This is a genomic window from Roseivirga sp. (assembly GCF_965216855.1).
In the GTDB taxonomy this organism is placed as follows: Bacteria; Bacteroidota; Bacteroidia; order Cytophagales; family Cyclobacteriaceae; genus Roseivirga.
This window is the reverse complement of sequence record NZ_OZ244204.1, coordinates 589,562-608,425: the sequence shown is the minus strand read 5'-3', so window position 1 is coordinate 608,425 and position 18,864 is coordinate 589,562. Positions and strand designations below refer to the sequence as shown.

Below are 18,864 nucleotides of genomic sequence, written 5' to 3'. Positions count from 1 at the left end.
GAGCAGAAAAATGCCGAGAGCAACACCATGCGAGATTATTGACGGACATATGGCTTCGGGGACTTTAAGCAGCTTTTTTAGAGACTATCAAATCAGAAATAATCTTTTCCCCAATAATCTTGAAGATCTAATTGATTTTGTTCGTAGCCCAGAATCTGGCTATAATGAATCTTGGGTTGAATTTTTTGAATCTTGGATTAAGGACCCATATAGCGATGAGAATTATAAGTACTTCCCAATTCGTGTGGATGGCGAAATAATCGATTATGTTCTGTATAGTGTTGGACCCAATAAAAAGGACGATAATTTAAGTGAGCTTTTGGCTTATGAAAGAGGAGAAAAGGAACACATAGTTTTTATGACTTTTATTTTGACTGCGATATCTATCCATTAAAAAGGTCGAATCGAAAAGCTGATATTTTGGTCAGAATTCCAGGAAAGACACTTAATAAATTGTTTTTTGTTGAGATAATTGATCCGTAGAAACTGCACAAAGGAATGTCCATTACCATTCAGAGCGTAGAATTAACAACTAACAAAGTCAGCCCAGATCAATTTATTGAATTGAAAACAGCTATTATTCGCGAACTTTCTAGTTTAGTAAAATCTCCATTTTCTTGGAAGAAAGGCTTCGCGGCAACAATAGATCATAATGGAATAATAAAGGCCAGCAGGTCTTCTTGGAAACTACAGACCCCTCAATTCATAGGTCATGTTAAATTATTGGACAATGGCAGGGTAGAGATTCGAGGAAAAGTATTCTTAAGCTATCTACCTATTGTGATGTTTCTGTTAGTGTCTTTTATACCCTTATGTACTTATCTCATGACTATAATTGTATTTCAGGGGACAAGAGGAACCGATCATGTAGAATATTTTTTGTTGTTATTGCTCCTAGTCGGAGTCATCAATGCAATAAGCTTTCTAAGGTTTGGCAAAGAAATAGAGAAAGTTATTATCAAGGCAGCGACTCCCTATCTTGTTTCACGTGCTTAGCTGTGAGCAAACTTCTTTTGTCATCGCAATACAATGATCATTGTTTAGATTTTTGTTGACAAACCTGCCAAGGTATAAACACCTTGGCAAACGGTTAGTGAATGTCTTTTCTATCGTCAGCTTAGAAGTAATCTTTTTACTCTATCTCGTTCAAAAGATCTTTCTTTTTACTCAAGATGGAAGAAAGACGAATCAGAATCAAACGACCTGGCGCTGTGATACCCCTTTAGGGGCCAGGGGAGAAAACTCTGTACCGTATATCTAGACAGATTGCTTCGTCATGAAACCTTGTTATCACAGGTTTCATTTCTCGCAAAGACGATGGATGCTCTTACGGCTTCATATTATTCTACCTAGAGGAATATGTCTAGGAGTACTACTATTGGTTCATGCAGAATGTGTTGTCCCTCTCCGTTGGGGAGGGATAAAAGGGTGGGGCTTTTAACCGTATGACTCGTCCTAAAATAAGTTTACAGATTTGACTTATAGTTTTCTAATGATAATACAATAATAGTTAATCCTGATATTGGTTTACAGTTGGTTTGTTATTTGGGTAATAGTTCTTCCACTTTCTTAATACTTCTATGTTCTTTGACTGGTGTATCTCTGAAGGGATCCTATTGTTAATACTCATATGAGGCCTTTCACTGTTATAAAGCCTTATGGTTTGCCTAAGTAGTTTTCTTGCTTGTTTAAGGCTGTTGACTTGGTAGTTTTCTAAGTATTCCCCTTTTATGATTCCGTTAATCCTCTCAGCTACAGCATTCTGTTTTGGGTCTCCGTTTTCTGTCATGCTGATTTTAACCTTGTGTCTTTTCAGAACCTTGACATACTCACCGCTGCAATATTGCAACCCTCTATCTGAGTGATGTATGAGGCCATTTAGAGAACCTGTTGCTTCCCGAATTGCCATCTTCAGTGCTTTGACCGATGCTGCTGCTTCCAGAGTTTTATCTACCCTAAAGCCTACTATCTTATGTGAGTATGCATCGGTAATAAAACTGATATACAGATATCCTATGGAGGTTTTCCAGTAGGTGATGTCGCTTACCCAAAGTTGGTTTACCGATAATGGGGCGAACTCCTTAATCAGGTTTGGATACTTGCGAAGCCAGTGAAAAGAGTTGGTAGTACGCATTCTGTTTTTCCTTCTTCTCACCAATAGGCTATTGGCCGCTAATAGATCGAAAAGGGCATCTCTACCCATTTTAATCTGATGATCAAGCATAAATGGTTCTAGGAGTTGGTATAACTTTCTGGTTCCTATACATGGGTGCCGTTTTCGGATCTGCATTACCTGCTTGACAACAAGCTCCTGTTCAAAGGTCTTCTCTTCCCAAAACCAGTAGTGCTGATAGTATGATTGCCTGGTCACACCAAATAACAAGCATAAACGCCCCAGAGCAATGCGTTGATGCCTTTCCTTTAAGGTGGTAATTACTTGGTGCCTGACTTTTTTCTAATCGGTATTTTTAGCTCCTTTTCTGCAATGTCGATCATCAACTCATAGCCTTCGGCCTTGAGTTTGGCCATTTCTAGCTGCTTTTCAAGTTCCTTGATCTTACGCTGAAGTTCTGCTGGGTCTTTATCGTCTGTAGGTTTGTTCAATGTGCCCATAGGTTGTCCAAATGAAGGTAACAGTATTTGTTGTCTTGACACAGCATCTTCAACATAACCTAACTTTCGCATCCAGTTCAATAACTGACCGTGTTCTTCATCTTGGCCGGTGTACTTCTTCCATATCTCTGCTTTACTCAAATCTCCTGAAAGGTACTCCTTAATCATTTCCTCACGCTCTATCCATGAAATTGAGCCTCCATGCCTAATCTTGTTTTTGTCCATTTTCTCTTAATAGGTTGGTGTAAACCTATTTCAGGACAAGACAGTACAACACTACCCCTTTAGGGGCCACGGGAAAGAGCCTGCAATGTTTCTACAGAGAGATTGCTTCGTCATGAAACCTTGTTATCACAGGTTTCATTTCTCGCAAAGACGGTACCGAGGCGGTCATGCTCACCGTTTTTTGGAGTGAGTAAATAGGAATGTCCACCTCCGTCCTTCGGACACCTACGCCAGCGGAGGACATTCGTGTAAACCACGTCTGCATCGGACTTAGTTATCCCCCTTTGGAGGGGGTAGGGGGAGGACAAGACAACGCCTGATCATTAGCACCTCTTCTGTTTCACTCAAAATGGAAAGCAGGTGAATCAAAATCAATTGACTCGGGGGTGTGATATTCATTTAGAGGACAGTGAAAAGGTCAGAGATGGTTTAAATCACCTCAGCCATCTTTTCTTTGGCCTGGCTGATGTCATCTGCAATAGCATCCCATAAAGCAATGCGTACTCTCAGGGCGTCTTTGGCTATGGCAATTACCTCATTCCACTTTTGCTCATCTTCACCACAAAGCTCTGCAATCATCTTCAAAGCCAGTGGGCCATGATCGTCACCGTCCAGTTCAATGTGTCTTTTAAGATAGTAAGTCAGTTTGCTGTAAGAGGCTGACTGATCCCTCTCTTCAGCAGATTTGACAATCTCGAAAAACATATCAGGAATCAGGTCTTCTCTACCGAAGGTAAAAGCTGAGGCTATCAAATGAGGTTTGCCACTTTCAATTACATCGAAGGTAAATCTGAGGAATCGGACAACGGCATCATTCAGTTGTAGTTTGTCGTTTATTTCGGCCAGGTTATTACCTGATCTAACCAACTCAACAAATTGAGAAACCTTTAGTGTGCTGGCTTTCACCTGATCCATGGCATTGAGATACATCTCAAAATGACTCATGTATTGGCCTTCCTCATCTACATCGCTTTCTTCTTCCAGGACAATTTCATTGATGAAACGGGTAAGAGAAGGATTGTACTTCGGGGTCCACGGAATGGTGGTACACGTCAATTCAATTTGTAAAGCCTTCAAAAGAGACATAAAATCCCAAACCGCATAGACATGATGCTCCATGAAGGTTTGGATATCTTCGATGCCCGAAAGCTTTTGATATAATTCGTGATTTTTTAGTTGGTCTGTGTAAGGTTGAAGTTCTCTTTCTATCCAGTCTTTCTGCTCCATTACTTCAATATTATGGCTCCTTAACTACGGATTTAACTGCATTGTTGGATGCCTCAGATGAAAAATTCTCTGTAAAACTAGGTAAAGAAAATAAGTATTGCACCCAGCCCCGTCATGAAAAGGATGAACTTTCTGAATAACTGGTCATTAACCCTTTTCAATATTCTTATACCAACAAACAGGCCCAGAAAAATAGCAGGGATAAAGAGCAGGCTAACCTGTAGAGTGGCCCACGAAATGGTACCCCAACTAAATACGTGAAAGGGGACCTTGAACAGATTAATGATCAGGAATAACCAGGCAGTAGTGCCGATAAAAGCGTCTTTAGGTAAACGCATAGCCAGAAAGAAAATATTGGCAAAAGAACCCGCCAGATTGCCCACCATGGTAGTGAACCCGGCTGTAAGGCCCATGATACCGGCAAATGAGATGTGTTGTGGTACTTTCTTAGATTTTCGCTGATCCCACCAAAACATAACCAGCACTGAGATGAAAATGACAACAGCCATGCTTTTTCTGAAGACATATTCTGGCATGTCATCACCCACCAGCGTGCCAACAATTACCCCTGCCATCATAAAGGGCATCAGGCGGATCAGATATTTCCACTGTGCATGGCGATTGTAATAGATCACCGCGAAAATATCGCCCACAATAAGCATGGGTAATAATATACCGGTGGAGGCCTTGGCTTCAAAAACCAACACCATCAGGGCAACAATGATAATGCTGATTCCTTTAACCCCGGATTTAGAGATCCCCAGAATAAAGGCGGCCATGGCAACAATGAACAAGTCTAAGACACTAAGCGCTGAAAGCATTGGGCTAAGATAGAGTAGAAATGTTAAAATCTTTTGGTCAAATCTAATCGCTGATTGTCAGCGATTCAGCCTTGTTGGCAATAGCATTTTCTCAATGATAATAAACAGAAAACCTGATTCGAACTGGTGTGTCGCGCTTATTTTATTAGTTTCGCGCTGTTTCGAAGGCTAACTCGAGGTGTTGCCGTATCATGGCCTTGTTCTTTGTAACCTCTAGTCTTCATGTTGAATGTTAAAAGGACTTGTCTATGGCCAATAAAGATTACAAGGCGTATGCCTTGCACAGCTTTCATAAAATGCCTCAGTATAATTACCTCACTGAAGAGCAAAAACTCAATATCCGCGTAGTTGGTAGTGTACTACCCTTTAAAGTGAATAATTACGTTCTGGACGAATTGATCGACTGGAGCGATGTTGAGAATGACCCCATGTTTCAACTTACCTTCCCTCAAAAGGGAATGCTTTCTCCGGAACATTTCGAACGCCTGTTACCATTGGTAAAGAGCGGAAAGGATAAGTATGAAATGCGTGAGGTTGTGAATGACATTAGAATGGAGCTCAATCCTCACCCGGCCGGACAACAATCCAGTAATGTACCGGAAGTCAATGGAACAAAGCTGACGGGTGTTCAGCATAAGTATAATGAGACCATGCTGTTCTTTCCAAGAAAGGGACAGACCTGCCATGCCTATTGTACTTTCTGTTTTCGCTGGCCACAGTTCGTAGGAATAGATGACCTCAAGTTCGCTATGAACGAGACTAATCTGGTGGTGGAGTACATTAAGGCCAACCCGCAAATAACTGATATACTCATCACCGGAGGCGATCCGATGATTATGGCTCCGGAAGTGTTCGAAACGTATCTCGATGCTCTTTTATCTGCCGATTTACCTAACCTGAGAAATATCAGGATAGGTTCTAAGTCATTGACCTTCTGGCCTTACAAATACACCGCAGATAAGGGATGGGAGAAATTCCTGAGGTTATTCGACAGGGTAGCTAAAGCAGGTAAGCATCTGACTTTTATGGCGCATTTCAACAACCCGGTTGAGCTGTCTACTCCAACGGTAAGAAAGGCCATTCAGAATATCAGAAATACAGGAGCACAAATCCGCACCCAGGCACCGATTATGAGGTACATCAACGATGACTCTCAGCTTTGGGCCAATATGTGGAAGGAGCAGGTGAAGCTCGGCTGCATTCCTTATTACATGTTCATTGCCCGTGATACCGGAGCGCAGGACTATTTTGCAGTAGACCTTGAAAGGTGCTGGAATATCTATCGAAAGGCTTATAATCAGGTCAGCGGTATTGCCAGAACCGTGAGAGGACCCAGCATGTCAGCGGCACCGGGCAAGGTGCAGGTAGTCGGTATACAGGAAGTGTATGGTGAAAAAGTATTTGTGCTGAACTTCCTTCAGGGACGTGATCCTGATTGGGTAGGCAGACCTTTCTTTGCCAAGTATGATCCTGATGCCATCTGGCTGGATGACCTGGAGCCTGCCTTTGGTGAAGATGAGTTCTTCTTTGAAGGTGCTTCAGCAGACCTTGATATGGCTGAAAGTGAATTAGACTTCACCAGCAGTCTTAACTAATCAGTTTTTGGAGAAAGGCTTTACCGAAGTCAAGAATAGGAGTTGAGGACATAATGGAGAGCTCTTCCTGAAGAGAAGTTTCTTCATCTAAGAAGCGGAACATGATGTGTAAGCCATTTTTCTGGAAGAGCTTGCCGAAAATGTCCTCACCTGTGTATTTACCACCATTCAATACAGTGAGCAAGGTGGCATCGTATTTCCTGAATCTTGGTGACTGATAAGGTAGTTTATGATTGGGGGGCAGACCTGATTGGATATTCTCAGCCATCTTCTGCATAGCTTTCTGACTCCTGAGGAAAGAGTAACCTGTGGAGGCTTTTGCAAATCCACCCTTGATGCCAATGTTGAAAACCTTGTTACTCACTTTGGTTTTAAAAGGGAAGTCGGTCATGGGAATAATGCCGTATTCTTCTTCCTTTACCTCATAAGATTCTATTCCTAAGTGTTGAATGTAGTTGCGCAGCCTTTCTGCATAAGCTTCCTCAGTCAGCAGCTGATCATTGAATAAGGTGTACTCCACTAAAGCAGTTTGCGAGTCAAAAGGTAAGACATAGCCAAACCTGCAATCACCTTCCTGATCAATAGAGAAGTCCATATAGGTGGCTGTCTCAGAATCGAAGAGACGCTTCGGGGTATGAATGACCTGCCCGGAGAAATGCTGAAGTATGGTAGTAGACTTGCTATTCCTGAGGGCATTCAGGTCGAGGGTACTATCGAATACATAGCTTCCCTGATACTCGGTAGCGTTGGTCTTTACAATTCCATCATGACTGATGGATACAATTTCTTCTTCAACCCAGGTGACTTGCGGCAATTGAAGGGCCTGTTTCATAAACTCATAGAAATCTATGGCTCTGATCATTTTGTATTGATAGGGGGCAAGAGTGTATTGCTCTTCCCAGTCAGAAGTCTTTACGGTCGCCTTTGCCCAGGTCTTAAAGACCAGTTCTTCCAGCAGGTTCTCACCCTTTTCCCAAAAGCACCAGGTGCGGTCATTTGTGCTTTTTGAGTCCTTATCGACAATTAATACAGTTTTTTCCTTATCTTCGAATCCCGTCAGCAACCAGGCCAGAGTTAATCCAGCTGCTCCCGCTCCGGCTATGATATAATCGAACTGCTTCATTTACACTTAAACTTACAAGGAATAACTGTTATTTGAGTTAATTGATTAACAGAGATAAATAATGCGCAAGAAAGGTTGAGGGAACTGCATCTAAGTATTCGATGTATATCACTTTGACTAAAACTTTTTAAATTACCTCCCTCTGGGGAATGAATAAATGGCTAGGACAACTATCATATGCCTTTTGGCTACATGCCTGTTGAGCTCTTGTGGTATGCAAATGTTTTGCCCCGCATACCAATCTGCTATGGTCCTGGACGAAAACTATCAAAAAGACTTATACTCTCTCTTTACTGTTGTCGATGGCGATACAGTGCCTAAAAGACCGTATGGTTATAAATACCGTGCAGATGAAGGTGACAGCCTGATGGAGAAGTTCATCAGAGGAACCAAAGGAAAAGGCTTCAGAGTACAAAGAGGAAGGACTCATTCACTGGAAAAAGCTGGGTTTGTCTATGAGAACAGAGCAAAGGAAAAGCTTTGGGTGAAGTTGTTTACAGGACCTGAAAAGCCGGTACTGGAAAATCCTTATCTCTTCGACCGAATCACTAAAAGAAAACCTTTCTACAAGCTGGAGAATCAGGAAGTAGAACTTATTCATTTCAATAGTACTGAACATGACAGTATTGTGAAAAGTATAGTGAACAGGGGAGATACTTCAAGGTATGACCGACTGATGCAAAAATATTATGCAGTGCCACCTGCACTCCAGGCACAACATGCTCCTCTATTAAGGGGCGGTTTTAACACCGAGCAGGAAGAATATAACAAGCGTTACCGCGATTACTTCCTGAGACTTCCAGACCCTCCGGCACCTATCGATAGCTCAGAACTGGCTGCCATCAAACCAGATACAGTGGCCTCAGATACGACTAAAAAGAAAGGCATCTTCGGGCTATTTAAAAAGGGTGGAGATAAGGAGAAAGAAGACAAGCCTAGAAAGGAAAGGCGAAGGGATCGTAAGAATAACGAGGAAGGCATTCGGGAAGATGAAGACAATTAATGTTGCCCCTGTCCAAAGCTCTACCTAAAAACTTTTTAGAAAGCCTTTGACCTCATAGCTTAAGTTTTTCGCTTTTTCTTCTTGGCAGCCGGGAACAGAATATTATTGAGTATTAATCTGTAGCCGGGAGAATTAGGGTAAAGGTTCAGATCTGTAGGCTCTTCTCCAACTCTGTGTTGATAGTCTTCAGGGTCATGGCCGCCATAGAATGTCCAGAAACCATTGCCATACACTCCATGAATGTACTTGTCTTCATTCGCTGCCGTAGTTTCACCCATGACAACTACGTCAGGTTTGACCACCCTTTTCTTAAATGAGGTGGTTTGACCATAAAACCCTTTGATCAGGTTGGTATGGTTCTGAGTCAGCATGGTAGGTACAGGGTCCCATTTGGCAGAAAACTGAAAGAGTTTAAAATAGTCATTGCCTTCATTCAGCGATCTTTGTCTCCTTGCTTCCGTATTGTCAATGTCAGAAAACTCATATTCCATTGGGTCCATACGTACCTTAAAATCTTCGAAAGCCAGCGTTTCACTAAAGTTGAACTTGGATTGTGCTCCCGGTTCTGAAGGGTCACCATCATACATGGCCTCAATGAAGTCTACACCATTGGCGGCTAAGGCAATATCAAATGAATCTGTTGCAGAACACATAGCGAAGAGGAAACCTCCTCCGGCAACAAAGCCTTGAATCTTCTTGACGATAGCTAACTTGAGCTCTGATACTTTAGCAAAGCCATGCTTCTTGGCCGATTCCTCGTAATCTTTTTGCTGTTGTATATACCAGCTGTAATTTCTGAAAGACTGATAAAACTTACCATACTGACCGGTAAAATCTTCATGGTGAAGGTGGAGCCAGTCATAAGTGGTGAGCTCGTCATTCATCAGTTCATCATCATAAACCACATCGTAAGGAATTTCTGCATAGGTCAATGCAAGGGTCACCGCATCATCCCAGGGCATTTTACTCTTAGGGGAATAGACAGCGATTTTTGGAGCGGTTTCCAACTTCATCATGTCCATATTAGAAGAGGGAGAAGAAAGTAGTTGTTCCAGCCTTCTGGCATCTGCATCAGAGATTACCTGATAGCTTACCCCGCGGATTACCAGCTCATTTTCTATACCCGTTCTGGCAGGTAATAAAAAACTTCCTCCTTTGTAATTTAACATCCAGTCAATTGCTTCGTCTTGATTAAGAACCCAGTAAGCAATACCATAAGCTTTTAAATGGTTGGCCTGGCTTTCATCCATTGGAACCAGGATCTTGTTGGCGAGTACTGAAAATGAAAAAAGAGCGAATATTAACGTGAAAATGAATTTCTTCATAGCGAACAAGATATTAAACCGTTTAGCTGTGGAATCGTTCAATTTACGTATTAGTTGCTAAAACTTGATTAGTGGTCTATTACATTTATAACCAGGTCTGACTCTAAGCATATTATGAATTTAAAACAGAATATTTCAGAAGGAATCAACTCCATTAAGGCCAATGTGCTTCGAACGATCCTTACAGGATTGATCATTGCCATCGGTATCACCTCACTGGTTGGGATGCTTACAGCGGTAGATGGGATTAGGAGTGAAATTGATTCCAGTTTGTCTAACCTTGGTGCCAATAGCTTCGATGTGAATTCCAGATTCTCAGGAAGAAGAAACCAGAATGGTAGGAGAGAACGTTCTTACGAGCCAATTAAATACCCAGAGGCTATCAGGTTTAAGGAGATGTACGAGTTTCCTTCAACCACAACCATCTACACCAGAGCATCTGGCTCTGCCGAAATCAAGTATGATGACAAAAAGACCAACCCTAATATTTCAATCACAGGGGGTGACGAAAATTACTTCGCTATAAAAGGGGTGAATATTGAAAGTGGCAGGAACTTCTCTTCTTTGGAAATTCAGTATGGTAATTACGTCTGTATTTTGGGGACAGAAGTGGTTAAGGCCCTTTTCGAAGATAGCGAAGACCCACTCAACAAGACCGTTAAATTCTACGGTAATAATTATAGAGTTATTGGTGTACTGGAAGAAAAAGGAGGCTTTGGTGGAGATACCGAAGAGGATAGAAATATTGTAATTCCTTTGTTGAACGCTAAACGCCTTGACAGACGAGGTTCAATGAGGTTCAATATTACCACCATGATCCCGAATCCTGAAGATATCGATTATGCCATGGGTGAAGCCACTGGTTTGATGAGACAGATCAGAGGTGATGCTATTGGTGAAGAAGAGTCTTTTGAAGTGGTAAGGAGTGATTCTGTTACAGAGGCGCTGGATAACATGACTAATGGCTTGAGAATGGGTGGTTTTGGTATTGGAGCTGTTACATTGCTTGGTGCCGCTATCGGTTTGATGAACATTATGATGGTAACCGTAACAGAGCGAACCAGAGAAATAGGTATTAGAAAAGCCCTTGGTGCCACACCTAAGAAAATCCTCACACAGTTCCTGGTGGAATCTATTGTAATCTGTCAAATGGGAGGAATTGCCGGAGCCATATTAGGAATTATTGTAGGGAACATGATGGCCAAATTCCTGGGTGGAGCCTTCGTAATTCCATGGGTATGGATTACAGTAGGATTGATTATTTGCGTGGTTGTTGGAGTGATTTCGGGGTATATCCCGGCTAAAAGAGCTTCTGCCATGGATCCTATTGAATCCCTAAGATTTGAATAAGCGGTAAATACTGCCGATCAAAAAGCCACGTGTAAGCGTGGCTTTTTTTATATTGAAAAGAAAAAGCCATGAACTTCTCAGATCCAGTACACAAAAAAGTAATCGGAGTCATATTCATTGTCTTCAGTGCTTTAGGCCTGTTAATGCTATTATTTTACGACCAATTTATGGGCTTCTTCCTTGGAATGGCACAGGACGATCCGGGTTTCGATCAGGATGCGCTGTGGATATTTGACCTCATTAGCTCTTTCTTATGGGGTATCGCCATTATCTTCTTCATCCCCCGAATTATCATTGGTATCGGGCTTGTGAACCAAAGAAGCTGGGCTAACGTACCTGCCTTGGTCTATGGAGTAATCTCTCTGATTAATATACCAATAGGAACCTTACTGGGCGTATACTGTATCTTAACCTTTACTGCGAAGAGAAGGGCAGAAGAAGAATTTTAGCCTTGTGCAGGTACATAGATTACCTGCTTTGTCTCGAAGAATTCTTCATCGAAATAATTGGAAAGCGCATAAGACTTTATGCGCTTTAATTTTGACTCCTTGAGTTCTTCGGCCAGGTCACCTCCTTTAAGATAGAGGATACCGTTTTTGTGTTGGTGATTTGACTGCTTTTTGAACTTATCTTTTACCCAGGGATAAAAATTAACCAAACGGGTTACCGCACGACTTACCACAAAGTGGTATTCTCCCTTAACCTGCTCGGCACGAATATGCTCACCTTTCAGGTTTGTTAGTCCGATGGTGCTGGCCACTTCATTCACCACTTTGATTTTCTTACCGATACTATCTACCAGATGAAAATGGCTATCAGGGAAGAGAATGGCCAATGGGATCCCCGGAAAGCCACCACCAGTACCTACATCAAGCACTTCAGTCCCAGGTTTGAACGTCTGTACCTTGGCAATGCCCAGAGAGTGAATCACATGCCTTTCCATCAGGTTTTCTATATCCTTTCGGGAGACAACATTGATCTTGTCATTCCATTCGGCATAGAGATCTGGCAATTGACTGAATTGCTCTTTTTGTTTTTCGCTGAGTTCGGGAAAGTACCTGAGCAGGTTTTTCATGAAGCAAAGATAGACAGGAAGCAGTGATTATGAAGTCGGAAGCTTAAATATGCTCTTTCTTATTTTTAACCAGATCGTACATAAGTTCTCTGGCTCGGTGTAGCTGAGCTTTTACAGTACCCAAAGGTGCATCGAGCTCTTTGGCAATCTCATCATAGCTAAGTTCATCGAAGTAGCGCAGTTTTACCAGACGCTGATATTTGGCAGGAAGCTTATTCACGAACATACGAACCAGATCAATCTTCTGGGCTTTGATGGCTTCTTCCTGAGGATTCAGGTTGCGGTCTTGCACATCAATGGTAACGGCCTCACCATTATCATCTTTGAATGAAGTGTTCAGGCTCATGGTATCCAATCGCTTCTTCCTGATAAAGTCAATGGTGTTGTTGGTAGCAATTCGGAATAACCAGGTAGAGAAGGTAAAGTCCTTTTTGAATTTGTGCAGGTTCTTGAAAGCTTTGGCAAAGGCCTCAATGGTAAGGTCTTCGGCATCGTCTACATTTCTCACCATTTTGAGAATCATATGATAAACAGGCTTCTTATACCGCTTCATCAGATCGGCATATGCCTGTTCGTCTAACCCAGAGACGGCTGCATCAATTAACTTAAAATCTTCTAGTGCTTTCTTAGAGAACTGCTTTCCTACTTCCATTCAACTTGCTTCGTTGCCAATGCTTTGGTGGCTACCAAGGGATAATAAAAACAATAACAAAGATCTAAAAAAGGAAGTGCCCAAAATTCTATATCTGTGCTAAGTTTCCGACCCAATCGGTTTAAAATGAAATAAACGATTAAACTCCTTATTCCAAAAAATACCAAAACCAGTTTTAGATTTGCTCCTGAAATTAACAGGTAAATCAATAAACCCCACCCGACCACGTAAGATAACGTAAAAATTCCCAAAAGCGTTTGGTCTTTTTTTCGGTAGCGTTTTCCTACTGCCAAGTGTCTGATTTTCTGTTTGAAGTAAGATTTCAATGTTTTTTTGGCATGAGAAAGGGTATAGGAATCTGGATGTAACTGAGTAGTTATTCTACATTTGGTAGCTAGATGGGAGATCATCAGGTCATCATCTCCACCCTCCAGGTCTTTGATGCTTTCCAGATAATCCAGGTCATAGGAACTTCTACGGATGGCCATGTTCCGACCAACTCCCATGTAAGCTTTGCCTATCGATGAGAAGCCCAGGTATTGCAATGCTACCCACAGTGTTTCGAACTGAACGAAGCGATTGAGCCAACCCTTTGTCTTCAGGTAAGGAGAGTAACCCAGTACAATGTCATTATCAGATTGAAAAGGTTTGACCATATGGCTTATCCACCTGGAGGAACGAGGGAGGCAGTCTGCATCTGTCAATAAGAGGATTTCTTTTTGTGCTATGTTGATGGCCCGGTATAGTGCATGCTTTTTACCCGTCCAGCCATCGGTTAATTCTTCGATTTGGATATAGCGGATATTAGTATACTTCTTCGACCATCTTTCTAAAATGTCCTGGGAGTTGTCTTCAGACCTGTCATTAGCGATAATCACCTCAAAGTCTACATAATCCTGTTTCACCAACTTTTCAAGCAAGGTGTCCAGATGCTTTGATTCGTTTCTGGCAGCTATGATGACGGAGACTCCCGGCTGGTTGTTCTCCTTATTGCTTGTATTTCGTTGTGCCAATATCTTCCCTCCGAGAATGGAAAAGAAGCCCACCTGAATGATCAAAAGCACAAGAAAAACAATAAGAATGGGGCTCATGCCGAAAACAATAAGTGCCAAAGAAAATAGAATTAAGCAATACTGCTATTTTTGTGGCTTCAAATCAAGTAATGGATTTTAAGCTAGTCGCAGAAGATAAGGGGTCGAAGGCCAGAGCAGGGGTTGTGAGTACCGCCCACGGTGATATTCAAACACCCATTTTTATGCCGGTAGGAACGGCAGGTACGGTTAAAGCGGTTCACCAAAGAGAATTGCATGACGATGTTCAGGCTCAGATTATTCTGGGTAATACCTATCACCTGTACCTGAGACCAGGACTCGATATCATCGAAGCGGCTGGTGGATTGCACCAATTCAATGGATGGAAGAAACCCATTCTTACCGATTCAGGAGGTTATCAGGTGTATTCCCTTTCCGGTACACGCAAGATCAAGGAAGAAGGAGTAACCTTCAAATCCCATATTGATGGTTCGAAGCATATATTCACTCCGGAGAATGTGATGGACATTCAAAGAACCATAGGTGCAGATATTATCATGGCATTTGATGAGTGTACGCCTTACCCATGTGAGTACGGCTATGCCCGTGAATCTATGGAAATGACCCACCGATGGCTAAAGAGATGTTGTGACCGTTTCGATGAGACAGAAGGAAAGTATGGCTATGACCAGACATTGTTTCCCATTGTACAGGGTAGTACCTACAAGGATTTAAGAATCAAGTCTGCCGAAACTATTGCCTCTTTTGGAAGAGAAGGGAATGCCATTGGTGGACTGTCAGTGGGAGAGCCTCATGAAATGATGTATGAACAGACCGAAGTGGTCTGTGATATTCTTCCTCATGACAAACCCCGTTACCTGATGGGAGTGGGAACACCAGAAAACATTCTGGAATGCATAGCACTCGGGGTAGATATGTTCGACTGTGTGATGCCAACCAGAAATGCCAGAAATGGAATGCTCTTCACTTCAGAAGGAATCATTAACATCAGAAATGAAAAGTGGAAGGATGACTTTAGTCCAATTGACCCGAATCTGGGCGGATATGTTGATACTTTCTACACAAAAGCTTATCTAAGACACCTGGTCATCAGTAAAGAAATTCTGGCGGCACAGATTGCCTCTATTCATAACCTGAGTTTTTATTTATGGTTAGTGAAAGAAGCACGTGAACAGATACAGAAGGGCACGTTTGTTGATTGGAAGAACCAAATGGTGAAAAAAGTGACTACCCGCTTATGATGAGGATTCTCGATCGGTATATTCTCACCAAATTTCTCACTACATTCTTATTTGTGGTGGGCATTCTCGTATCAATCGTACTGATCATCACCTTCTCGGAAAGAAACGAAAGCTTCATTAAAAATGAAGTGCCCACAGGACTTATATTGGAGTACTTTCTGGCCTATGCACCCTATATCGCCAATATGATTACTCCGATTACTGTGTTCATAGCCACGGTATTCGTCACGTCTAAACTGGCCAGTCATACGGAGATTATTGCCATTTTGAGTGGAGGAGTGAGTTACCCCAGAATGCTTCGTCCTTTCTTTATTGGTTCGGTGGTGATTGCCATTGTCAGCTTTGCCTTTACCGGCTGGATTATACCGGAAGCTAATAAGTTCAGAGTCGCATTTGAGCAGAAGTTCTTCGATAATGAGTTTAATTTCTCTCAGCGAGATGTACACTTTAAAGTAAGTCCAACTACTTATGCCTATCTGGCTTCTTATGATACCCGAAGAAATATTGCCTACCGCTTCACATTAGAAGAAGTGAAAGACACAGAAGTAAAGTGGAAATTCTCCGCCAGACAGATTCAGTGGGATTCGGTTGAAACGGCATGGGTAGCTAAAAACTGGAACTACAGGGAATTTGAAGACATGAAGGAGAAATATGTCTACAGCCCGAACAGAGATACCACCATGGTACTGAATATGAGTCCAACAGACTTTGGTAATCTCAATAGTTTCGAACAGACCCTGACGCTGAATGAACTGAACGATTACATTGCCGATCTTAGAATGAAAGGGGCGGATAATGTACCCATCTATATTATTGAAAAGTACGTCAGGTTCATGTCTCCTTTTTCAGCCATTATTCTCACGTTTATCGGAGTGATTCTTTCTTCGAGAAAAACAAGGGGAGGGGTTGGCTTCCAGATTGCCCTGGGTTTCTTTATTGCCTTTATCTATATCATCCTCTTTATCGCTGCCAAGAGCAATGCCGAAACAGGTTCTACGAATCCTTTACTGGCCGTGTGGATTCCCAATATAATATTTAGTGCAATTGGTGTACTTTTGTATCGCTTCGTGCCCAAATAATGGAAACCGGTACCGTTCAAGATTATTTGAAGCTTCACTTCATCGTATTTTTGTGGGGCTTCACTGCCATACTAGGCAATGAAATCAGTATTGATTCAACAGATGTGGTGTTATACAGAACAGGCTTAGCTGCTTTGGTGCTATCCGTGGTCATGTATTTCCAGTCGAGAACTTTCAAATTTCCCCGAAAAGCCATAATTCAATTATTTTTCACCGGGTTGGTGGTGGCAGCTCACTGGGTAACCTTCTTTGAGGCTGCCCGCATTTCTACGGTATCCGTTTGCCTGGCAGGTATGGCTACAACTACTTTCTGGACAAGCCTGGTTGAGCCTTTATTTAAAAGACAGAAGATTCAGGCCTTTCAGGTGATTCTGGGCTTGGTGGTGATCTTTGGCTTGTACCTTATCTTTAAGTTTGAGTTCAATCATGCTGCGGGATTAACCGTTGCGGTTATTTCCGCCTTATTAGCAGCTGTGTTCTCTGTGCTGAACTCTCAGTTTACCCATAAATATCCTCCTTACGGCATTACCTTCTATGAAATGTTAGCAGCGGCCATTGGGCTCCTTGTTTTCATTCCATTTTACAAGACCTACGTTACCCATTCGGATAGTATCTATATGTGGCCTACATCAAGGGATTGGTTACTCTTATTGCTGCTTTCCGGTGTATGTACTGTTTTTGCTTTCTCAGCATCCGTAGAGTTGATGAAAAGGATTTCTGCTTTTGCAGTTAATCTGACCATCAACCTGGAACCTGTTTATGGAATTATTCTGGCCCTATTGATTTATGGCGAAGAAGAACAGATGAGTAACGGATTCTACTATGGCACTTTGGTGATCATCGCGGCAGTACTGTCTTACCCCATAGCTCGCAGGATTAAGAAAAGGCGTTTAGCTAGGATGGCCAATCAATCTCAATGACTATAATTACGTCCTTTTCTGGGTGAGCCGTTGATGTCTTTGAACCTGATTCTAGTCGCATCTTTGAAAACCCTGACAACAAAGTGCAGGTGTGGAGTTGTAGTGAAGCCCGTATTGCCACTGTAGCCAATGAGTTGACCGGTCTCTACCTGATCTCCTTCTTCTACCACTACGCCATTCTGCCTAAGGTGAACATAGTTGCCTATGGTACCATCCTCATGCAGGATCATGATTTTATTGGCTTGGTTGATGTATTTATCCCGATTATTGCCTCCCTCATTACTGTCCTCTTTGGTAAAGATGATCACTCCACCGCGTGCGGCATGAATAGGTGTTCCAATGGGCATCTTAAAATCAACCGCATACTTTGATGCTTCTGACCGATGAGAAAACTTGCCTTTGAAACCCTGAATGCATTCAAAAGATGAACCATTCGCAAAAGGCAATTGATATAGGAAGTTATCTGCTCTTGCATCGGGATCACCTAAATTGACAACTGCTGATACCCATGGGCTAATGTCCGTTTCCTCTGTCCAGAATCCCTGATCAAGATCGAGCATAAGAAGTGTGTCTCCTTTGCTGGGAATGAGCTTGCTTACATCCAGTTTCAGGGAGTCCAGGGACACATTGAGCATAACCGGAGCATAGGAGCTACTGATGGCATAAAGGAGGTATCTGCTGTTTTCTGTTTTTTTGTAGAAAGACACCTGGGCTAATGCGCTTAGTTGAGTAAAGAACATCAGAAGAATGATATAACCCGTTTTTGTTTTCATTACTGAAATGCTGAATAAGTTGTGTTCTCCTCCAGAAATTCAATCCGACCGGGAGCTGTTTCAAACCTGACTTGTATGGACTTCTGCGCATGGTTACCGGTTGAATAGACTACAAAATGTAAATGCGCTCCAGAGGCCCAACCAGTGGCTCCATTAAGGGCAATTACCTGTCCTTTTTCAATAGTGTCTCCTAATTCTACCAGCACACCATTCATTTGCAGGTGCACATAATCAGCCATTGTGCCGTCACTGTGTAAGATGGTTACATAGTTACCATCATTGGCACAGTTAGAAGAAGGACAACCTCTATTGGAGTCTTCCTTGATTCGAACCACAATGCCCTCACGGGCAGCAGTAATGGTATCCCCTTCAGGCATGGTAAAGTCTAATGCATTCAGACCCTGATGCGTGCTGCGACCGTTATAGCCCTGGGTGAGCCTGTAGGACTGTCCTTTTGGGAAGGGTAACTGATAAGCATATTGGTCGTCATGAACAGCAAGTGCGTTGCCCATGCTGTAGTTATAGGCGAACCGATATGACCATGATCTGTCAGACGGTTTCGGTATAGTGGCCAGCAAAGTGCCAGAGCTGTTAGGCTGAAGGACATAATAATCTTCCAACGGACTTTCCAGTTTGGTGCCCTTCAGGTCGATTTGCAGGGTAACAGAAATAGGAAAGTATTCAGAGTTGTCACCAAGTAAGCGGATAGCATTTTCATCTTCCTCAACATAAATCTTCATGTTGAAGTCTGACGTCTGGCCGAAAGCGAAATGGCCGATAAAAAGAAAAA

The 18,864-nt window shown here is 42.4% G+C and carries 20 protein-coding genes; 9 read left to right on the top strand and 11 right to left on the bottom strand.

The features are described 5' to 3' along the window. The first annotated feature begins 10 nt into the window (after positions 1-10). Both ACOOEY_RS02710 and ACOOEY_RS02705 read left to right on the top strand, forming a co-directional pair. A complete protein-coding gene (locus ACOOEY_RS02710) occupies positions 11-394 on the top strand; it encodes a hypothetical protein (protein WP_420387136.1) in 384 nt (127 codons plus the stop codon). A gap of 104 nt (positions 395-498) precedes the next feature. After that, entirely contained in the window at positions 499-996 is a 498-nt protein-coding gene (locus ACOOEY_RS02705) for a hypothetical protein (protein ID WP_420387135.1), read from the top strand. Between the two features lie 514 nt (positions 997-1,510). Here the strand turns inward: ACOOEY_RS02705 and ACOOEY_RS02700 are convergent. From ACOOEY_RS02700 to ACOOEY_RS02685, 4 genes are all read right to left on the bottom strand, one after another. Beyond that, on the bottom strand, positions 1,511-2,434 hold the full coding sequence (locus ACOOEY_RS02700) for an IS3 family transposase (protein WP_420388627.1): 924 nt from the start codon (positions 2,432-2,434) through the stop codon (positions 1,511-1,513). After that, the gene (locus ACOOEY_RS02695; protein WP_420385706.1) at positions 2,434-2,838 is read right to left on the bottom strand and encodes a hypothetical protein; all 405 of its coding nucleotides are present in this window, start codon (positions 2,836-2,838) and stop codon (positions 2,434-2,436) included. The genes ACOOEY_RS02700 and ACOOEY_RS02695 overlap by 1 nt, the downstream gene beginning before the upstream one ends. Before the next feature lie 429 nt (positions 2,839-3,267). After that, entirely contained in the window at positions 3,268-4,065 is a 798-nt protein-coding gene (locus tag ACOOEY_RS02690) for a DUF3050 domain-containing protein (protein WP_420387134.1), read from the bottom strand. A 77-nt stretch (positions 4,066-4,142) separates the two neighbouring features. Then, positions 4,143-4,886, bottom strand: coding sequence for a sulfite exporter TauE/SafE family protein (locus ACOOEY_RS02685; protein WP_420387133.1), 744 nt, complete (start codon positions 4,884-4,886; stop codon positions 4,143-4,145). A gap of 248 nt (positions 4,887-5,134) precedes the next feature. Between ACOOEY_RS02685 and ACOOEY_RS02680 the strand changes: the two genes are divergently transcribed. Beyond that, a complete protein-coding gene (locus ACOOEY_RS02680; protein ID WP_420387132.1) occupies positions 5,135-6,481 on the top strand; it encodes a KamA family radical SAM protein in 1,347 nt (448 codons plus the stop codon). On the opposite strand, the gene ACOOEY_RS02675 is transcribed toward ACOOEY_RS02680, so the two are convergent. Continuing rightward, a complete protein-coding gene (locus ACOOEY_RS02675; protein ID WP_420387131.1) occupies positions 6,474-7,604 on the bottom strand; it encodes a lycopene cyclase family protein in 1,131 nt (376 codons plus the stop codon). The two genes, ACOOEY_RS02680 and ACOOEY_RS02675, sit on opposite strands and share 8 nt — an antisense overlap. Positions 7,605-7,851: 247 nt before the next feature. Between ACOOEY_RS02675 and ACOOEY_RS02670 the strand changes: the two genes are divergently transcribed. Next, a complete protein-coding gene (locus ACOOEY_RS02670; protein ID WP_420387130.1) occupies positions 7,852-8,607 on the top strand; it encodes a hypothetical protein in 756 nt (251 codons plus the stop codon). 59 nt (positions 8,608-8,666) lie between these two features. Here the strand turns inward: ACOOEY_RS02670 and ACOOEY_RS02665 are convergent, their stop codons facing one another. After that, positions 8,667-9,932, bottom strand: a complete 1,266-nt coding sequence (locus ACOOEY_RS02665) for an asparagine synthetase B (protein WP_420387129.1) — start codon at positions 9,930-9,932, stop codon at positions 8,667-8,669. Between the two features lie 114 nt (positions 9,933-10,046). On the opposite strand from ACOOEY_RS02665, the gene ACOOEY_RS02660 reads away from it, so the two are divergent. Both ACOOEY_RS02660 and ACOOEY_RS02655 read left to right on the top strand, forming a co-directional pair. Beyond that, positions 10,047-11,282, top strand: a complete 1,236-nt coding sequence (locus ACOOEY_RS02660; protein ID WP_420387128.1) for an ABC transporter permease — start codon at positions 10,047-10,049, stop codon at positions 11,280-11,282. 68 nt (positions 11,283-11,350) lie between these two features. Continuing rightward, complete coding sequence (locus ACOOEY_RS02655) at positions 11,351-11,731, top strand: hypothetical protein (RefSeq protein WP_420387127.1); 381 nt, start codon at positions 11,351-11,353, stop codon at positions 11,729-11,731. Here ACOOEY_RS02655 and rsmG read toward each other — a convergent pair. Genes rsmG through ACOOEY_RS02640 form a run of 3 tightly spaced genes read right to left on the bottom strand, consistent with a single transcriptional unit; the run spans position 11,728 to position 14,121 of the window. Further along, a complete protein-coding gene (rsmG, locus tag ACOOEY_RS02650; RefSeq protein ID WP_420387126.1) occupies positions 11,728-12,357 on the bottom strand; it encodes a 16S rRNA (guanine(527)-N(7))-methyltransferase RsmG in 630 nt (209 codons plus the stop codon). The genes ACOOEY_RS02655 and rsmG overlap by 4 nt on opposite strands. Positions 12,358-12,400: 43 nt before the next feature. Next, the gene (locus tag ACOOEY_RS02645) at positions 12,401-13,009 is read right to left on the bottom strand and encodes an RNA polymerase sigma factor (protein WP_420387125.1); all 609 of its coding nucleotides are present in this window, start codon (positions 13,007-13,009) and stop codon (positions 12,401-12,403) included. Continuing rightward, complete coding sequence (locus tag ACOOEY_RS02640; RefSeq protein ID WP_420387124.1) at positions 13,000-14,121, bottom strand: glycosyltransferase; 1,122 nt, start codon at positions 14,119-14,121, stop codon at positions 13,000-13,002. The genes ACOOEY_RS02645 and ACOOEY_RS02640 overlap by 10 nt, the downstream gene beginning before the upstream one ends. Positions 14,122-14,171: 50 nt before the next feature. Here ACOOEY_RS02640 and tgt point away from each other — a divergent pair, with 50 nt between their 5' ends. The 3 genes from tgt to ACOOEY_RS02625 are packed head-to-tail and all read left to right on the top strand — an operon-like array spanning position 14,172 to position 17,301. Continuing rightward, positions 14,172-15,302: a tRNA guanosine(34) transglycosylase Tgt gene (gene tgt, locus ACOOEY_RS02635; RefSeq protein ID WP_420387123.1), complete on the top strand. Its 1,131-nt coding sequence runs from the start codon at positions 14,172-14,174 to the stop codon at positions 15,300-15,302. Beyond that, on the top strand, positions 15,299-16,381 hold the full coding sequence (locus ACOOEY_RS02630) for an LptF/LptG family permease (protein WP_420387122.1): 1,083 nt from the start codon (positions 15,299-15,301) through the stop codon (positions 16,379-16,381). Before tgt ends, ACOOEY_RS02630 begins: the two co-directional genes overlap by 4 nt. Beyond that, positions 16,381-17,301: a DMT family transporter gene (locus ACOOEY_RS02625; protein WP_420387121.1), complete on the top strand. Its 921-nt coding sequence runs from the start codon at positions 16,381-16,383 to the stop codon at positions 17,299-17,301. The genes ACOOEY_RS02630 and ACOOEY_RS02625 overlap by 1 nt, the downstream gene beginning before the upstream one ends. Here the strand turns inward: ACOOEY_RS02625 and ACOOEY_RS02620 are convergent. Together ACOOEY_RS02620 and ACOOEY_RS02615 are read right to left on the bottom strand one after the other, a co-directional pair. Beyond that, on the bottom strand, positions 17,295-18,074 hold the full coding sequence (locus ACOOEY_RS02620) for a M23 family metallopeptidase (RefSeq protein WP_420387120.1): 780 nt from the start codon (positions 18,072-18,074) through the stop codon (positions 17,295-17,297). The two genes, ACOOEY_RS02625 and ACOOEY_RS02620, sit on opposite strands and share 7 nt — an antisense overlap. Further along, positions 18,074-18,814, bottom strand: a complete 741-nt coding sequence (locus tag ACOOEY_RS02615; RefSeq protein WP_420387119.1) for a M23 family metallopeptidase — start codon at positions 18,812-18,814, stop codon at positions 18,074-18,076. The genes ACOOEY_RS02620 and ACOOEY_RS02615 overlap by 1 nt, the downstream gene beginning before the upstream one ends. Positions 18,815-18,864 lie beyond the last annotated feature (50 nt).